General features: G+C 59.3%; 12 protein-coding genes. 9 read left to right on the top strand and 3 right to left on the bottom strand.

Going from position 1 to position 14,338, the window contains the following annotated elements:
* The first annotated feature begins 171 nt into the window (after window positions 1–171).
* The 3 genes from DM813_RS03315 to DM813_RS03305 all read left to right on the top strand — a co-directional run bounded on the left by DM813_RS03315 (window position 172) and on the right by DM813_RS03305 (window position 4,295).
* Entirely contained in the window at window positions 172–951 is a 780-nt protein-coding gene (locus DM813_RS03315) for a DeoR/GlpR family DNA-binding transcription regulator (RefSeq protein ID WP_128322006.1), read from the top strand.
* On the top strand, window positions 951–2,786 hold the full coding sequence (gene glmS / locus DM813_RS03310; RefSeq protein ID WP_128322005.1) for a glutamine--fructose-6-phosphate transaminase (isomerizing): 1,836 nt from the start codon (window positions 951–953) through the stop codon (window positions 2,784–2,786). The genes DM813_RS03315 and glmS overlap by 1 nt, the downstream gene beginning before the upstream one ends.
* A 276-nt stretch (window positions 2,787–3,062) precedes the next feature.
* Window positions 3,063–4,295 (top strand): acetamidase/formamidase family protein, encoded by a 1,233-nt coding sequence (locus tag DM813_RS03305; protein WP_128322004.1) that lies wholly within the window; start codon window positions 3,063–3,065, stop codon window positions 4,293–4,295.
* Between the two features lie 67 nt (window positions 4,296–4,362).
* On the opposite strand, the gene DM813_RS03300 is transcribed toward DM813_RS03305, so the two are convergent.
* The 3 genes from DM813_RS03300 to DM813_RS03290 form a co-directional block, all read right to left on the bottom strand.
* Complete coding sequence (locus DM813_RS03300; RefSeq protein ID WP_128322003.1) at window positions 4,363–5,079, bottom strand: murein L,D-transpeptidase catalytic domain family protein; 717 nt, start codon at window positions 5,077–5,079, stop codon at window positions 4,363–4,365.
* 254 nt (window positions 5,080–5,333) lie between these two features.
* Window positions 5,334–6,368 (bottom strand): L,D-transpeptidase, encoded by a 1,035-nt coding sequence (locus DM813_RS03295; RefSeq protein ID WP_128322002.1) that lies wholly within the window; start codon window positions 6,366–6,368, stop codon window positions 5,334–5,336.
* A gap of 116 nt (window positions 6,369–6,484) precedes the next feature.
* Window positions 6,485–7,372 (bottom strand): LysR family transcriptional regulator, encoded by an 888-nt coding sequence (locus DM813_RS03290; protein ID WP_128322001.1) that lies wholly within the window; start codon window positions 7,370–7,372, stop codon window positions 6,485–6,487.
* 129 nt (window positions 7,373–7,501) lie between these two features.
* Here DM813_RS03290 and DM813_RS03285 point away from each other — a divergent pair, with 129 nt between their 5' ends.
* The 6 genes from DM813_RS03285 (at window position 7,502) to benB (ending at window position 14,319) form a co-directional block, all read left to right on the top strand.
* Complete coding sequence (locus DM813_RS03285) at window positions 7,502–8,458, top strand: AraC family transcriptional regulator (RefSeq protein ID WP_128322000.1); 957 nt, start codon at window positions 7,502–7,504, stop codon at window positions 8,456–8,458.
* A gap of 147 nt (window positions 8,459–8,605) precedes the next feature.
* Window positions 8,606–9,937, top strand: coding sequence for an aromatic acid/H+ symport family MFS transporter (locus DM813_RS03280; protein ID WP_128321999.1), 1,332 nt, complete (start codon window positions 8,606–8,608; stop codon window positions 9,935–9,937).
* Window positions 9,938–10,043: 106 nt separating this feature from the next.
* The gene (locus tag DM813_RS03275) at window positions 10,044–11,297 is read left to right on the top strand and encodes an OprD family porin (RefSeq protein WP_128321998.1); all 1,254 of its coding nucleotides are present in this window, start codon (window positions 10,044–10,046) and stop codon (window positions 11,295–11,297) included.
* Window positions 11,298–11,412: 115 nt separating this feature from the next.
* Window positions 11,413–12,369, top strand: coding sequence for an AraC family transcriptional regulator (locus DM813_RS03270; protein ID WP_128321997.1), 957 nt, complete (start codon window positions 11,413–11,415; stop codon window positions 12,367–12,369).
* Window positions 12,370–12,475: 106 nt separating this feature from the next.
* Window positions 12,476–13,834: a benzoate 1,2-dioxygenase large subunit gene (gene benA / locus DM813_RS03265; protein ID WP_128321996.1), complete on the top strand. Its 1,359-nt coding sequence runs from the start codon at window positions 12,476–12,478 to the stop codon at window positions 13,832–13,834.
* On the top strand, window positions 13,831–14,319 hold the full coding sequence (gene benB, locus DM813_RS03260; protein ID WP_128321995.1) for a benzoate 1,2-dioxygenase small subunit: 489 nt from the start codon (window positions 13,831–13,833) through the stop codon (window positions 14,317–14,319). The genes benA and benB overlap by 4 nt, the downstream gene beginning before the upstream one ends.
* The last annotated feature ends 19 nt before the right edge of the window (window positions 14,320–14,338 follow it).

Here is a 14,338-nt window from a genome sequence, read left to right as displayed (position 1 = left end):
AAAAAAGGCCGACTGTACAGTGTATAAGTCGGCCTTTTATCATTCTGTGGATAAATTGGCTTTGTCGAACAAGTTATGCACAGATGGGTTTTTGTCGGATCTGCTTGACGCAGTTAACGCTTTAGGTTTTGATTGGCATCACTAACTTTCGAAACGAAACTTAAAGACGCCATGTCGAAACGTAACACCCCACAACGCCGCCACAACATCCTCGCCTTGCTGAATGAGCAGGGGGAAGTGAGCGTTGATGCGCTGGCCAAGCGTTTCGAAACCTCAGAGGTGACCATCCGCAAGGACCTCGCCGCCCTCGAAGCCAACGGCTTGCTGCTGCGACGTTACGGTGGTGCGGTGACCATGCCGCAAGAACTGATCGCAGAGCAGGCGCAACCAGTCTCCTTATACAAGCAGGCCATTGCCAGGGCAGCGGTAGGGCGCATCCGAGAACACGCGCGCATCATCATCGACAGTGGTAGCACCACGGCAGCGATGATTCCCGAACTGGGTCACCAGCCGGGCCTGGTGGTGATGACCAACTCGCTGAATGTAGCCCGCGCCCTGAGTGAACTGGAGCACGAGCCGGTGCTGTTGATGACCGGCGGCACCTGGGACCCGCATTCCGAATCCTTCCAGGGACAGGTCGCCGAGCAGGTATTGCGCTCCTACGATTTCGACCAGTTGTTCATTGGTGCCGATGGCATCGACCTGACCCGCGGCACCACCACCTTCAATGAGCTGCTGGGGTTGAGCCGGGTGATGGCCGAAGTGGCGCGTGAAGTAGTTGTGATGGTCGAGTCAGACAAGGTCGGGCGCAAGATCCCCAACCTTGAACTGCCCTGGGGCAACGTAAACACCCTGATTACCGATGAGCGCTTGCCCACAGCGGCGCGTGAACAAATTGAAGCCCGCGGCGTCCATGTGATCTGTGCCGCACTCTCCAAGGAGCATATCTAATGTGTGGAATCGTTGGCGCCGTCGCCGAACGTAACATCACGACCATCCTGATCGAAGGCCTCAAGCGTCTGGAATACCGCGGCTATGACAGCGCAGGTCTTGCGGTATACACCCAGCAAGGCAACCTGGAGCGTCGTCGTCGAATTGGTAAGGTGAGCGAACTGGAAGCAGCGGTTGCCGCCGATCCGCTGGTCGGCCAGTTGGGTATTGCCCACACCCGTTGGGCTACCCATGGCGCGCCAACCGAGCACAATGCCCACCCGCATTTTTCCGGCCAGGAACTGGCGGTGGTGCATAACGGCATCATCGAGAACCACGAAGAACTGCGTGAACAGCTTAAGGGCCTGGGCTACCTGTTCAGTTCCGAGACCGACACCGAAGTCATCGTCCACCTGCTGCACCACACCCTGAAAACTGTTCCGGACCTCGCCGACGCCCTGAAGGCTGCTGTCAAGCAACTGCACGGTGCCTATGGCCTGGCGGTGATCAGTGTGCACCAGCCTGACCGTCTGCTGGCGGCCCGCAGCGGCAGCCCGCTGGTGATTGGTCTGGGCCATGGCGAGAACTTCCTGGCCTCGGATCAACTGGCGCTGCGTCAGGTGACCGACCGCTTCATGTACCTGGAAGAGGGTGATATCGCCGAGATTCGCCGCGATCAGGTATCAATCTGGGATGTAACCGGAGCCAAGGTTCAGCGCGAGACCGTGCAGTACCACGAAGGTGCCGAAGCCGCTGACAAGGGCGAGTACCGCCACTTCATGCTCAAGGAAATCCACGAGCAACCAACCGTGGTTCAGCGCACCCTGGAAGGCCGTCTGGGCAAGGACCATGTACTGGTTCAGGCCTTCGGTCCGCAGGCTGCCGACTTGTTTGCAAAAGTGCGCAATGTGCAGATTGTCGCCTGTGGCACCAGCTATCACGCCGGTATGGTTGCGCGTTACTGGCTCGAAGAGCTGGCCGGCATTCCATGCCAGGTGGAAGTGGCTAGCGAGTTCCGTTACCGCAAAGTTGTGGTACAGCCAGACACCCTGTTCGTGTCGATCTCCCAATCCGGTGAAACCGCCGACACCCTGGCAGCACTGCGCAACGCCAAACAGCTGGGCTTCCTCGGCAGCCTGGCGATCTGCAACGTCGGCATCAGCTCGCTGGTTCGCGAGTCGGACCTGACCCTGCTGACTCAGGCCGGTCCGGAAATCGGCGTGGCGTCGACCAAGGCGTTCACCACGCAACTGGTATCGCTGATGCTGCTGACCCTGTCGTTGGGTCAGGTGCGTAGCACTCTGGCAGCGGGTGTGGAGGCCGAGCTGGTCGAAGAGCTGCGTCGCCTGCCGACTCGCCTGGGCGAAGCCCTGGCCATGGACGCGGTAGTCGAAAAAACCGCCGAGTTGTTCGCCGACAAGCACCACACCCTGTTCCTGGGCCGCGGTGCCCAGTTCCCGGTGGCGATGGAAGGCGCGCTCAAGCTCAAGGAAATCTCCTATATTCACGCCGAAGCCTACCCGGCGGGTGAACTCAAACATGGTCCGCTGGCTCTGGTCGACAGCGACATGCCGGTGGTCACCGTGGCGCCAAACAATGAACTGCTGGAGAAGCTCAAGTCCAACCTGCAGGAAGTGCGCGCCCGTGGCGGGCAACTGATCGTCTTCGCCGACCAGGCCGCCGGCATGAGCAACGGTGAAGGCACTCACGTAATTGCCGTGCCGCACATCATCGATGCCCTGGCACCGATCCTCTACACCATTCCGCTGCAACTGCTGTCGTACTACGTGGCGGTGCTCAAAGGTACCGACGTCGACCAGCCGCGTAATTTGGCCAAGTCGGTCACTGTAGAGTAACTATCGCTGCGGTTAGCAACATAACTGTCGCAACAACAAGGGAGCCACTTTTCGGCTCCCTTTTTTATGTCTGGCAATAGATCAACGTGCCGATTCCACTTGGTCGTGCTTGCAAGTGCCTGGCCGGGACGGGCCCAATGCATTGAGGCAAGCGGTTGCACCGTTTAGAGGCAGTTTCTGCTTCGTTTTAGCGGTGTTGAGGCTGTAAACAGCCATTTTGTACGTTGGCGTGGATTTTGCGATGACTTCGCTGAGCTAAATCAACGAGGACGATTCATGCTTGCCAACAGCCGCTTCATTTCTTGTTTTCTTCCATTTGCCTTTCTCCCGCTGGTCGAAGTTGTTCAGGCAGAGACACAGCCACCGTTCGCCATTCTCGAACAGCTCTCCGCTATACCGACCAAGTTGGAACAAGGTCAATATGCGGGGAACTACTATGTACCTTCCTCGCTGGAGAATGTCAGTTGGGGATACTTGCCGAATCGCACTGCGAAGCCGGTTTTGAGCATCCCTTCGGGTAGCGTGGTGACCTTTGACACATTGTCCCATGAAGGCCTCATGGAAGATCAGGGGCGGGATCCGGTCGCCTATTTTGGTACGCACGGAGTAAAGCCAGGGCAGGTGTTGAAGGAAGCCATTGCCTTGACAGCCTCCGATCGTGCCCATGATTTCGCCAAGGATGGTCCCCACGTGGTTACGGGGCCCGTTGCCGTGGAAGGGGCGCAACCGGGCGATGTGCTCAAGGTTGAAATCCTGGCAGTTGAGCCACGGGTTCCTTATGGCGTTATTTCAAGTCGACACGGCTTTGGTGCGCTTCCGGGGGAATATCCCAAAACCCCAGCCCAGCCCAATGCCAGCGCCGAGCACCCGGAGCGCTACGGCAATCTATCGATTTTCACACCCATCGAGCGGGGCGAGGCAGGATATGTCGGCACGCTGGATGGCGGCGCGGGCAAGAAGATCCGATTTCCTCTGCACCCGTTCATGGGCATCATGGGCGTCGCGGCTAACACCGACCAGCCCGTACATTCCGTTCCCCCGGCCCATTATGGCGGCAATCTGGACGTGAATGATCTGGGAGCAGGCGCCACTGCCTACTACCCGGTAATGGTCCCCGGTGCCCTGTTTTACACCGGTGATAGCCACTTTGTTCAAGGGGATGGCGAGGTTGCGCTGACTGCGCTGGAAGGATCGGCACGGGCAACCTTTCGCCTCACACTGCTGAAAAGCGGCGCCAAGCAGATTCCTGGAAAATCGATATCCCAGCCGATGGGCGAAACAGATGAGTTCTGGATCACTCTTGGGCTGGATGAGGATCTGGATGAGGCAATGAAGAAGTCCACGCGTGAAGCGATCCACTTCCTCAAGGCGAAATATGGCATCGATGAAGCGGTTGCGTTCGCCTACCTGAGTGCCGCAACTGACTTTCAGGTCTCTCAGGTGGTCGATAGAACCAAGGGCATCAATTCAATGATCCGCAAGGCAGACTTCAGCGAGTTTGAGGACTAGGGCTGCAATCCCTAACCACAAAAACCCCGTTTATCGGGGTTTTTTGTGGTTCTGCCGGTCCAGCAAGTTATTTGCTGGCCAGCGACTGATGGGCCAGCGGGCAGCTCTGGGCGCTGAGGTAGCGCGACTTTTTCAGCCAGTCCTGTTGCGGGTAGTAGGCGAAGACATAGCTGCCGCGTTGCAGCGTATCGATCAGCTTGCCGGCAATGGCCGGCCGTACGGCAGGGCAGCCCTGGCTGCGGCCCAGGCGGCCGAGACCAGGAACGACCTTGGGATCGGCGTAGGCGGCGGCATGCATGACAATCGCACGCGACATGCTGTTGTCGTTGAACCCCGGCTCCAGCCCCTGCAAGCGCAACGAACGGCCATGCTTGCCGTTGTAGGTCTGGCCGGTTTCATACATACCGATCGAAGACTGGTAGCTGTTCGGCGTGTTGGAAAACGCGGTCGGTACATCGGCACCACTGTTCTTGCCGTGGGCAACCCATTCCTCGAACAAGAGTTTCCGGGCGCGCAAATCGAACACCCACAGGCGTTTGTCACGTGAGGCCTTGGAGTAGTCGATCACTGTCAGCAGCTTGTCCTCATCGCTGTCACTGGCGCACTCATAGGCGGTGAGCGCCAGGGTCAGGGTCGAGAGGCTGGCGCTTGGCGCCAATTGCTGCAGTTCGGCAGCGGTAGGCAGGGGCTGGGCGTAGGCAGTCTGCCAGGCGCTCAGGAAAAACAGGCCAATACTGGCCGCTGAGAGCCGGAGGGCTCCCCGCAAGGGTTCGAACATCGACATGGAGTATCCTGTAAAAAACCTGTCTGCGATCGAGGGTGTGTCAGCCGCTCGGCGTTAAACCGGGCGGCATTCGTCCCTTGCATACTGCGCTGTGCGCCTTGTCTTGCAGGGCGCCAGCTCGCTAAATCGTCAACAGGTGCTAAGTCCTAATGGTCGGTTTTGCTATGCGTTGTTATGGCACGTCTTCTAAGCGAAAAATCGGCTTGTTCAGAGCCAAAGCCCGCTACTTTGCTTTATTTCTACAGGATTGCCGATCATTTCTTGACCAATGGTTTAGTTTCTTCACTGTCTTCGGTGCTGATCACGGTGAATTTTCCATTGCTGCGGGTATCCCGGGTGGAGGCCCAATCGGTGATCACCAGCATCGTGCCGACGTCCATCGCCGCGCGCAAATGGCCGCGGAATTCCGCGTTCATGTTCAGTTGGCCCAGTTGTTCATAAGGCGTATCGCCGTACTCCGGGTTGCTCATACCCACCACTGACCAGCGCAATGGCTGCGTGGCGTCGAGTGCCAGGGCGGAGGGTTTTTGCAGCAGGGAATACACCGCCATGCCGCTGCGACGCTTGCCGTTCTCTGGCGACAGTGCTGGCGCTGAACCGATCAGTTGGCCACCGCGGTAAACATAGGCGCGCAGGTCGGCGCGACTGATCAGGATCGACAGCGGCCCCGCCGTCGGGTCCGGATCGTTCCAGAACTGTTGATTGTTCAGTACCAGCGGGCCCTGGGCTTTGCCCTCGGTGACTGTAGGCGCCAGCACGCCGGGGTGGTTTACCTCCACCGGAGCACTGTGGGTATCGGAAACGATCACGGTGGTGGAGCTGAAGCCGGTGACTTCATACAGCTTCTTGGCAAAGGCCATTGGCAGGCGCACGCAACCGTGAGAGGCGGGGTAGCCCGGTAGATGGCCGGCGTGCAGGGCGATGCCGTCCCACGTCAGCCGCTCCATGTAGGGCATCGGCGCGCTGTTGTAGAGGCTGGATTTATGCTCGACCTTCTTCTGCAGAATGCTGAACACCCCGGTAGGGGTTTCCCGGCCAGGCTTGCCGCTGCTCACGGTACTGACGCCAATGGCGATGCCATTGCGGTAGACGTAGGCACGTTGCTCGGTAAGGCTGACGACCACGGTCACCGGTCCCACCGGCGAAACCTGCGGGTACCAGAGAAACTGGCCGGGCTTGAGACTGTCGAGCTGGGTCCTGAGTTCGGCCGGGGTGGGCACCTGCAAGGGCGCCGCTTCGACCACGGCCGCGGCGAGTAACAAACCCAGTGCGAGCGGTAGATGCATCATCGAATCCATCCTTTGATAACCTGCTGCCAGCTTAGACGGAGCGTTCGCCATCGGGCAATGACTCACGGAGCAGTGAGCGCCTGTGGATATCTCACCCTGGCAGGGCGCGTGCGCTTTCATGCAGGCCCTGTGGATAAAATTAAGCGATCCACCAGGCCAAGGCAATGGCGGACCTGTGGAGAGTTATCCCCAACCCGTCGACTGAGAATGATCGGCGAAACCGCAGCCGACTCGCTCAGCGGTGCATAAACGATATCGTCGCGGTGCTGGCGTTGCACCGAGGCGGGCACCAGCGTTATCCCCAGGCCGGCCGCTACCAGACCCAGCGCTGTCTGCAGTTCATTGGTCCACTGAATCACCTGCACGCTCAGGCCTTGGCTGGCGAACAGCCCCATGATGTGGTCGGCATAGCTTGGGCGAGGTGTGGCGGGGTAGAGGATGAAAGGCTCAAACGCCAGGCGCACCAGGTCAATGGGTTGGCCGATCAGTGGATGACCGCAGGGCAGGGCGACTACCAGCGGGTCTTCGCGCAGTACCTGCTGCTCGATGGCCGGGTCCTTGATATGGATGCGCCCGAAGCCGATATCGATGCGCCCGGCTTTCAGGGCTTCGACCTGTTGCAGGGTGATCATCTCCTGCAGACCCAGCTCAAGTTCGGCATTACGGCGTAATTGGCGGATCAGCTCGGGCAGCAGGTCGTAGAGGGTCGAAGGTGCGAAACCTATGCGCAACCATTGCCGCTCGCTGTTGGCGATGCGCTTGGCGCCTTCGGCGATCTGTTCGAGTTGATCGAGCAGCATCGCGCTCTGTTCATAAAAGTAGCGACCTGCTTCTGTCAGGCGCAGTGGCCGGTTGCGCTCCAGCAATTCGACGCCGAGGGTTTCTTCCAGCTGACGGATCTGCCGGCTCAGGGGCGGTTGGGCGATATGCAGCTGCTCGGCGGCGCGAGTGAAGTTCAGGGTCTGCGCGAGCACCCGGAAATAACGCAGATGGCGCAGTTCCATGATACCTCCAGGGTATTGTTGCCTACCCAACAGATATTGGACTGCCTACTACACGTGACGCAAGCTGCTTCCCTGTGGATAACCAGACCCTGTGGATATCGTCCAGCAAGAACAAAAAGAGGGCAGCCCATGAGCAGCCACCTGTTAAGCGAGCGCAGCCGTGTGTTTCAGCGCGCCGATCCTTATGCCGTGTCCGAATACGTAAATCAGCATGTCGGTGGCCACAGCCTGCGCCTGCCCAGAACCGGCGACCTGCAGGCGAGCATCAACCACCGCAAGTTTGCCAGCCTTGACCTGTGCCGCTTGAGCTACGGCGGCAAGGCGCGGATTACCTCGCCCGCACTGGGTACCCTGTATCACCTGCAGATACTGCTCAAGGGGCATTGCCAGTCGAACTGTCGCGGCAATGAGCATTACTACGTCCCCGGTGAGCTGCTGCTGATCAACCCGGACGATCCGGTAGACCTGACCTACTCGGCCGACTGCGAAAAATTCATCCTCAAATTGCCGGTCGCTCTGCTCGAACAGGCTTGCCAGGAGCAGCGCTGGCAGGTGCCGGATGGTGGAATCCGTTTCAACAGCGCACGCCATGTCACCGGCGAGCTGGAAGGTTTTATCGGGTTGCTTGGCCTGGTGTGCGAAGAAGCGGAGTCAGCGAATTCGTTGCTGCAGGTACAGGAGCATTACGGGCGCATCGTTGCCAGCAAACTGCTGAGCTTGCTGGGCAATAACGTTCAGCGCGGGGAGCCTTCGCAACAGCCGCACTCGTTTGAGCAACTGGCCGCGTATATCGACGCTCACCTGGATCAGGACATCAGTGTCGTACAACTGATGAATGTGGCGCGGGTCAGTGAGCGCTCGTTGTATTCGCTGTTCGAACGGCATGCCGGGTTGTCGCCCAAGGGCTATGTGCGCCAGCGCAAGCTTGACCGCATTCATGCCGCGCTTCAGGACCCGGCCAGCACGGTGCGTAATGTCACCGAGATCGCCCTGGACTACGGTTTTCTGCACTTGGGTCGTTTTGCCGAAAGCTATCGCCAGCGCTTCGGTGAACTGCCTTCGGTTACTTTCAAACGTCATCGCTGACACCTGGTCAGTCCCTGCGCAAACTGGATAGCAATTCGCAGGAAACGGCTATTGGCGCTTTTGTGCTGCTCCTAACCTGAGATCGCGAACACTGCTCGGCAGGTTCGCTTTCGGGTTTCGATAACAACAACAAAAGAGACACGCCACATGCGAGCGATCGATATCAACAGCCTGATCGATCAGGCGAAGTTCAATACCTTTCACTGGCGTGTACTGTTCTGGTGCGCGCTGATCATCATCTTCGACGGCTATGACCTGGTCATCTATGGCGTAGTGTTGCCGGCGTTGATGCAGGAGTGGGGCATGACCCCGCTGCAGGCTGGCGCCCTGGGCAGCTACGCCCTGTTCGGCATGATGTTCGGTGCCCTGGTGTTCGGGCCGCTGTCCGACCGCATCGGGCGCAAGAAAGCCATCATGATCTGCGTGATCCTGTTCAGCGGTTTTACCGTGCTCAATGGCTTTGCCCGCAACCCCACCGAATTCGGCATCTGCCGCTTTCTGGCGGGGTTGGGCATCGGCGGGGTGATGCCCAACGTGGTGGCGTTGATGAATGAGTACGCTCCCAGACGCATGCGCAGCACGCTGGTCGCCATCATGTTCAGCGGCTATTCGGTAGGCGGCATGCTCTCGGCGGGCCTGGGGATCGTGTTGCTGCCGGCCTTCGGTTGGCAGTCGGTGTTCTATGTCGCCGTCATTCCGTTGCTGCTGTTGCCGTTGATCCTGCGCTTCTTGCCAGAGTCGCTGGGCTTTCTGGTGCGCCAGGGACGTACCGAGCAGGCCAGCCAGCTGCTGCAACGGGTCGAACCCGGTTACCAGCCACAGGCAGGTGATCGTCTGGAAGTGGTCACGGGCGTCGAAGCCGGTGGTTCTGTGCCGCAGCTGTTTCGTGAAGGCCGGGCGCTGAGCACCTTGATGCTATGGGTTGCCTTCTTCTGCTGCCTGCTGATGGTTTACGCGCTCAACTCCTGGTTGCCAAAGCTGATGAGCAATGCCGGTTATGGTCTGGGATCGAGCCTGGCCTTTCTCCTGGTACTTAACTTCGGGGCGATTTTTGGCGCGGTCGGTGGCGGCTGGATTGGAGATCGATTCAAGCTCGACCGCGTGCTGGTGGTGTTCTTCGCGCTGGCGGCACTGTCGATCAGTCTGCTGGGCTTCAAAAGCCCGACTCCGGTGCTGTACCTGCTGATCGCCATTGCCGGGGCGACCACGATCGGTACACAGATCCTGGCCTATGCCTGTGTCGCGCAGTTCTACCCGATGGGGATTCGTTCCACAGGGCTGGGTTGGGCGTCGGGTATCGGGCGTAGCGGGGCAATCGTTGGCCCGATCCTCGGCGGCTTGTTGCTGGGGATCCAGCTGCCGCTGGCGCTGAATTTCATGGCCTTTGCCGTACCGGGCGCCGTGGCGGCGGTGGCGATGATGGTGTTTGCCAGCCGCAGTACGGCCAAGCAAACCGCGACCCTGCAATCAGCGGCCTAGCCAACCACTAAACCAGCTCCCGCAAAACCTGTAGGAGCTGGCGCAGCCTGCGATGCGGACCCCGCAGTCCTCACGTCAAAAACAACAATAAAAAGAGCACGCCATCATGAACAACCTCCGTCCAACCGGGTTGCTGTCTTTGCTCGCCCTGAGTTTCACTACCCAGGCCGCCGAGCCGGATTTCTTCAAGGACACCACCGCGACCCTGCAAGCGCGCAACTATTACTTCAGCCGCGATTTTTCCGGCATCGTCGGTGCCAACCCGCAATCGAAGGCCGAGGAGTGGGGGCAGGGCTTTATCCTCAACGTCAAGTCGGGCTATACCCCGGGGATCATTGGTGTAGGCGTCGATGCAATCGGCCTGCTCGGGATCAAGCTCGACAGCAGCCCGGACCGTACCGGTACCGGCTTGCTGCCGGTTCAGGACGACGGCCGCGCGGCAGACGAATACAGCCGGGCAGGGGCGACTTTGAAGCTGCGCTATTCGAAGACCGAAGTGAAAGTCGGTGAGCTGCAAACCAACTTGCCCATCCTCCAGTACAACGATTCGCGCCTGCTACCGCCGACTTATCAGGGCGCCAGCATCAGCTCGGCCGAGATCAGCGGTCTTACTTTACAGGCAGGTCACCTGAGTTCCACCAGCCTGCGCAACGAAGCGGGTGATGAAAAACTGATCGCCATGCTCGGCCACTTGCCGCAGCGCCAGGCCAACAGCGATGCCTTCAATTTTGCCGGTGGCGATTACAGCTTCAACGCCAACCGCAGCACCTTGAGCCTGTGGTACGGCCGCCTCGAAGACATTTATCAACAGGGCTTTGTCGGTCTCAAGCACAGCGAGCCGGTGGGCGATTGGGTACTGGGCGCCAACCTTGGCTACTTCAGCGCCAAAGAGCAGGGCGAAAGCCGTATTGGCGATATCGACAACCAGGCTTTTTATTCGCTGCTGTCGGCCAAGCGTGGTGGGCACACCTTCACCGTCGGCTACCAGGGCATCTTTGGCGAGAACGCGTTTCCCCGTGTGTTTCCGAATATTTCACCCTTGGGTAACGAAGTGCCGACCTATGAATTCTCCTATGCCGATGAGCGCTCCTGGCAGGTGCGCTACGACTACGACTTCGTCGCCATGGGAGTGCCGGGGCTGACGGCAACGGTTCGCTACCTGAAAGGCAACAATGTCGACACCGGGCTCGGCTTTGAAGGCAAGGAGCATGAGCGTGACCTGGATATCGGCTATGCGGTGCAGAGCGGCGTGCTCAAGGGGCTTGGGGTGCGCTTGCGCAATGCCATGGCGCGCTCCAACTACCGTTCGGACATCGATGAGAACCGGGTGGTGCTGACGTACACCTGGAGCTTGTTGTAAAGCGCATCGCGGGCAACCGTGCGATGCGTTTGGCAACACACCGTCCATCCCGCGATTGGTCGAAGACGCGTGCTTTCGCTTAGACTGCCAGGATAACTACAACGAGTGTCCTGGTATGGAGAGTCCCCTGCTCAGTGAGCGCAGCCGGGTTTTCGATCGTGCCGATCCTTATGCCGTGTCGACCTACGTCAATCAGCATGTGGGCGTGCACCACATCCGTCTGCCGCATCACGGTCACCCCGAGGCGTGCCTCGACCATCGCAAGTTCGCCAGCCTGGATCTGTGCCGGATCAGCTACGGCGGCGAAGTACGGGTGATGTCGCCGGCGTTGGAAAACGTCTTTCACCTGCAAATCCTGCTGCGTGGCCATTGCCTGTGGCGGCGCGGTCGTGCCGAGCGTTTGCTGGGGCCGGGCGAGTTGCTGCTGATCAACCCGGACGAACCGGTCGACCTGGCCTATTCCGCCGACTGCGAAAAATTCATTCTCAAACTGCCCAACCGCTTGCTTGAAAGTGTCTGCGATGAACAACGCTGGCAGCGCCCCAGCGAGGGTGTGCGGTTTATCCACAGCCATTACCAGTTGCTGGCGCTGGAAGGGTTCGCCGGGCTGTTGGCCATGGTCTGCCATGAGGCCGAAGCCAGCGAACCGTTGCTGCGCGTGCAGGAACACTACAGCCAGATAATCGCCAGCAAGCTGCTGACCCTGATGCCGACCAACGTCAGCCGTGAGGCGATCAACAGCCAGGGCGTCACCTTCGACCGGATTGCCGGTTACATCGAGGGCAACCTCAAGCTGGATATCAGCAGCGAACAATTGGCGCGCCAGGCCAGCATGAGCCTGCGCTCGCTGTATGCGCTGTTCGAGCGAAACGCTGGTACCACGCCGAAAATGTACATCCGCCAGAAAAAACTCGAACGCATCCACGCCAACCTGGCCGATGCCACTTGCCCGGTGCGCAGCATTACTGAACTGGCCATGGATTACGGCTTCGTACACCTCGGCCGCTTTTCGGAAAACTACAAATCGCTGTTCGGCGAACTGCCCTCCGACACCCTCAAGCGTCGTTCCTGACACTTTGCAGAAAACGGATAAAGGTCTGCACAAAGCGGATATTTGCCGTCCCCCTCGCTCCTTAACCTGACATGGCCTGAACACAATAACAACGGAGGCCCCGGCCATGTCCCTGGGATTCGATTACCTTAATTCCCTGCTTGAAGAAGATCAGGAGAAGGGCGTCTTTCGCTGCAAGCGCGAGATGTTCACCGACCCCCGTCTGTTCGATCTTGAAATGAAACACATCTTCGAGGGCAACTGGCTGTACCTTGCCCACGAAAGCCAGATTCCTGAAAAGAACGACTTCCTCACCACCACCATGGGGCGCCAGCCGATTTTCATCGCGCGCAACAAGGAGGGGGTGCTCAATGCCTTCCTCAATGCCTGCAGCCACCGCGGTGCAATGCTCTGCCGGCACAAGAGCGGTAACCGCTCCTCCTACACCTGCCCATTCCACGGCTGGACGTTCAACAACTCCGGCAAGCTGCTCAAGGTCAAGGATCCGGTCGATGCCGGCTACCCGGCGAGCTTCAACTGTGAAGGCTCCCATGACCTGACCAAGGTCGCCCGCTTCGAGTCCTATCGCGGCTTCTTGTTCGGCAGCCTGAACCCGGACGTAGTGCCGCTGGTCGAGCACCTGGGCGAGTCGGCGAAGATCATCGACATGATCGTCGATCAGTCGCCGGAAGGTCTGGAAGTGCTGCGCGGTTCGTCTTCCTACATCTATGAAGGCAACTGGAAGCTGACCGCCGAGAACGGCGCCGACGGCTATCACGTCAGTGCCGTGCACTGGAACTATGCCGCCACCCAGAACCAGCGCAAGCAGCGCGAAGCGGGCGGTGAAGTGAAAACCATGAGTGCGGGTGGCTGGGCCAAGAGCGGTGGCGGCTTCTACTCCTTCGATAAGGGCCACCTGTTGCTCTGGACCCGTTGGGCCAACCCCGAGGACCGTCCGCTGTTCGAGCGCCGTGACGAACTGGCCGCTGACTTCGGTCAGGCCCGTGCCAACTGGATGATCGAGAACTCGCGCAACCTGTGCCTGTACCCCAACGTGTACCTGATGGACCAGTTCAGCTCGCAGATCCGTATCGCCCGGCCGATCGCCGTGGACAAGACAGAGATCACCATCTATTGCATCGCCCCCAAGGGCGAGAGCGATGAGGCCCGGGCCCAGCGTATCCGTCAGTACGAAGACTTCTTCAACGTCAGTGGCATGGCCACTCCGGATGACCTCGAAGAGTTCCGCTCGTGTCAGATGGGTTACCAGGGCGGGCGTGGCTGGAACGACATGTCTCGCGGGGCAACCCACTGGGTTGACGGCGCCGATGCTGCTGCGCAGGAAATCGACCTGCATCCGCAAATGAGCGGTGTGCGCACCGAAGACGAAGGCCTGTTCGTGCTCCAGCACAAGTACTGGCAGGAAACCATGCTCAAGGCCCTCGCTGACGAGCAGCAACTGATCCCTGTGGAGGCCGTGCAATGAGCATTTCCTTCGAGCAAGTACGCGACTTTCTCTACGAAGAAGCGCGTTATCTGGACGACAGCCAGTGGGACAACTGGCTGGAGTGCTACGCCGCCGACGCAACCTTCTGGATGCCGGCCTGGGACGACAACGACCAGCTCACCGAAGACCCGCAACGGGAAATCTCGCTGATCTGGTACGGCAACCGTGGCGGCCTGGAAGACCGGGTGTTCCGGATCAAGACCGAACGCTCCAGTGCGACCATGCCCGACACCCGTACCTCGCACAACATCAGCAACATCGAACTGCTGGAACAGGGCGATGGCGTCTGCAAGGTGCGTTTCAACTGGCACACCTTAAGCTTTCGCTACAAGACAGTGGACAGTCACTTCGGCACCAGTTTCTACACCCTTGATGTGCGCGGCGAGCGGCCGCTGATCAAGGCCAAGAAAGTCGTGCTCAAGAACGACTACGTGCGTCAGGTCATCGACGTTTACCACATCTGAATCCAGTTTTTCTGCGAGG

Origin of the sequence: Pseudomonas alkylphenolica (genome assembly GCF_004025535.1) — a bacterium.
GTDB lineage: Bacteria > Pseudomonadota > Gammaproteobacteria > Pseudomonadales > Pseudomonadaceae > Aquipseudomonas > Aquipseudomonas alkylphenolica_A.
The sequence above is the reverse complement of the archived record's forward strand: the minus strand, read 5'-3'. Positions and strand labels throughout refer to the sequence as shown.

Excerpts from the sequence above, each read along its gene's own strand:
- DM813_RS03315 (WP_128322006.1), top strand. The coding sequence starts at position 172 with ATGTCGAAACGTAACACCCCACAACGCCGCCACAACATCCTCGCCTTG.
- benB (WP_128321995.1), top strand. The coding sequence starts at position 13,831 with ATGAGCATTTCCTTCGAGCAAGTACGCGACTTTCTCTACGAAGAAGCG.
- benA (WP_128321996.1), top strand. The coding sequence starts at position 12,476 with ATGTCCCTGGGATTCGATTACCTTAATTCCCTGCTTGAAGAAGATCAG.
- glmS (WP_128322005.1), top strand. The coding sequence starts at position 951 with ATGTGTGGAATCGTTGGCGCCGTCGCCGAACGTAACATCACGACCATC.
- DM813_RS03285 (WP_128322000.1), top strand. The coding sequence starts at position 7,502 with ATGAGCAGCCACCTGTTAAGCGAGCGCAGCCGTGTGTTTCAGCGCGCC.
- DM813_RS03275 (WP_128321998.1), top strand. The coding sequence starts at position 10,044 with ATGAACAACCTCCGTCCAACCGGGTTGCTGTCTTTGCTCGCCCTGAGT.
- DM813_RS03280 (WP_128321999.1), top strand. The coding sequence starts at position 8,606 with ATGCGAGCGATCGATATCAACAGCCTGATCGATCAGGCGAAGTTCAAT.
- DM813_RS03270 (WP_128321997.1), top strand. The coding sequence starts at position 11,413 with ATGGAGAGTCCCCTGCTCAGTGAGCGCAGCCGGGTTTTCGATCGTGCC.
- DM813_RS03295 (WP_128322002.1), bottom strand. The coding sequence starts at position 6,368 with ATGATGCATCTACCGCTCGCACTGGGTTTGTTACTCGCCGCGGCCGTG.
- DM813_RS03290 (WP_128322001.1), bottom strand. The coding sequence starts at position 7,372 with ATGGAACTGCGCCATCTGCGTTATTTCCGGGTGCTCGCGCAGACCCTG.
- DM813_RS03305 (WP_128322004.1), top strand. The coding sequence starts at position 3,063 with ATGCTTGCCAACAGCCGCTTCATTTCTTGTTTTCTTCCATTTGCCTTT.
- DM813_RS03300 (WP_128322003.1), bottom strand. The coding sequence starts at position 5,079 with ATGTCGATGTTCGAACCCTTGCGGGGAGCCCTCCGGCTCTCAGCGGCC.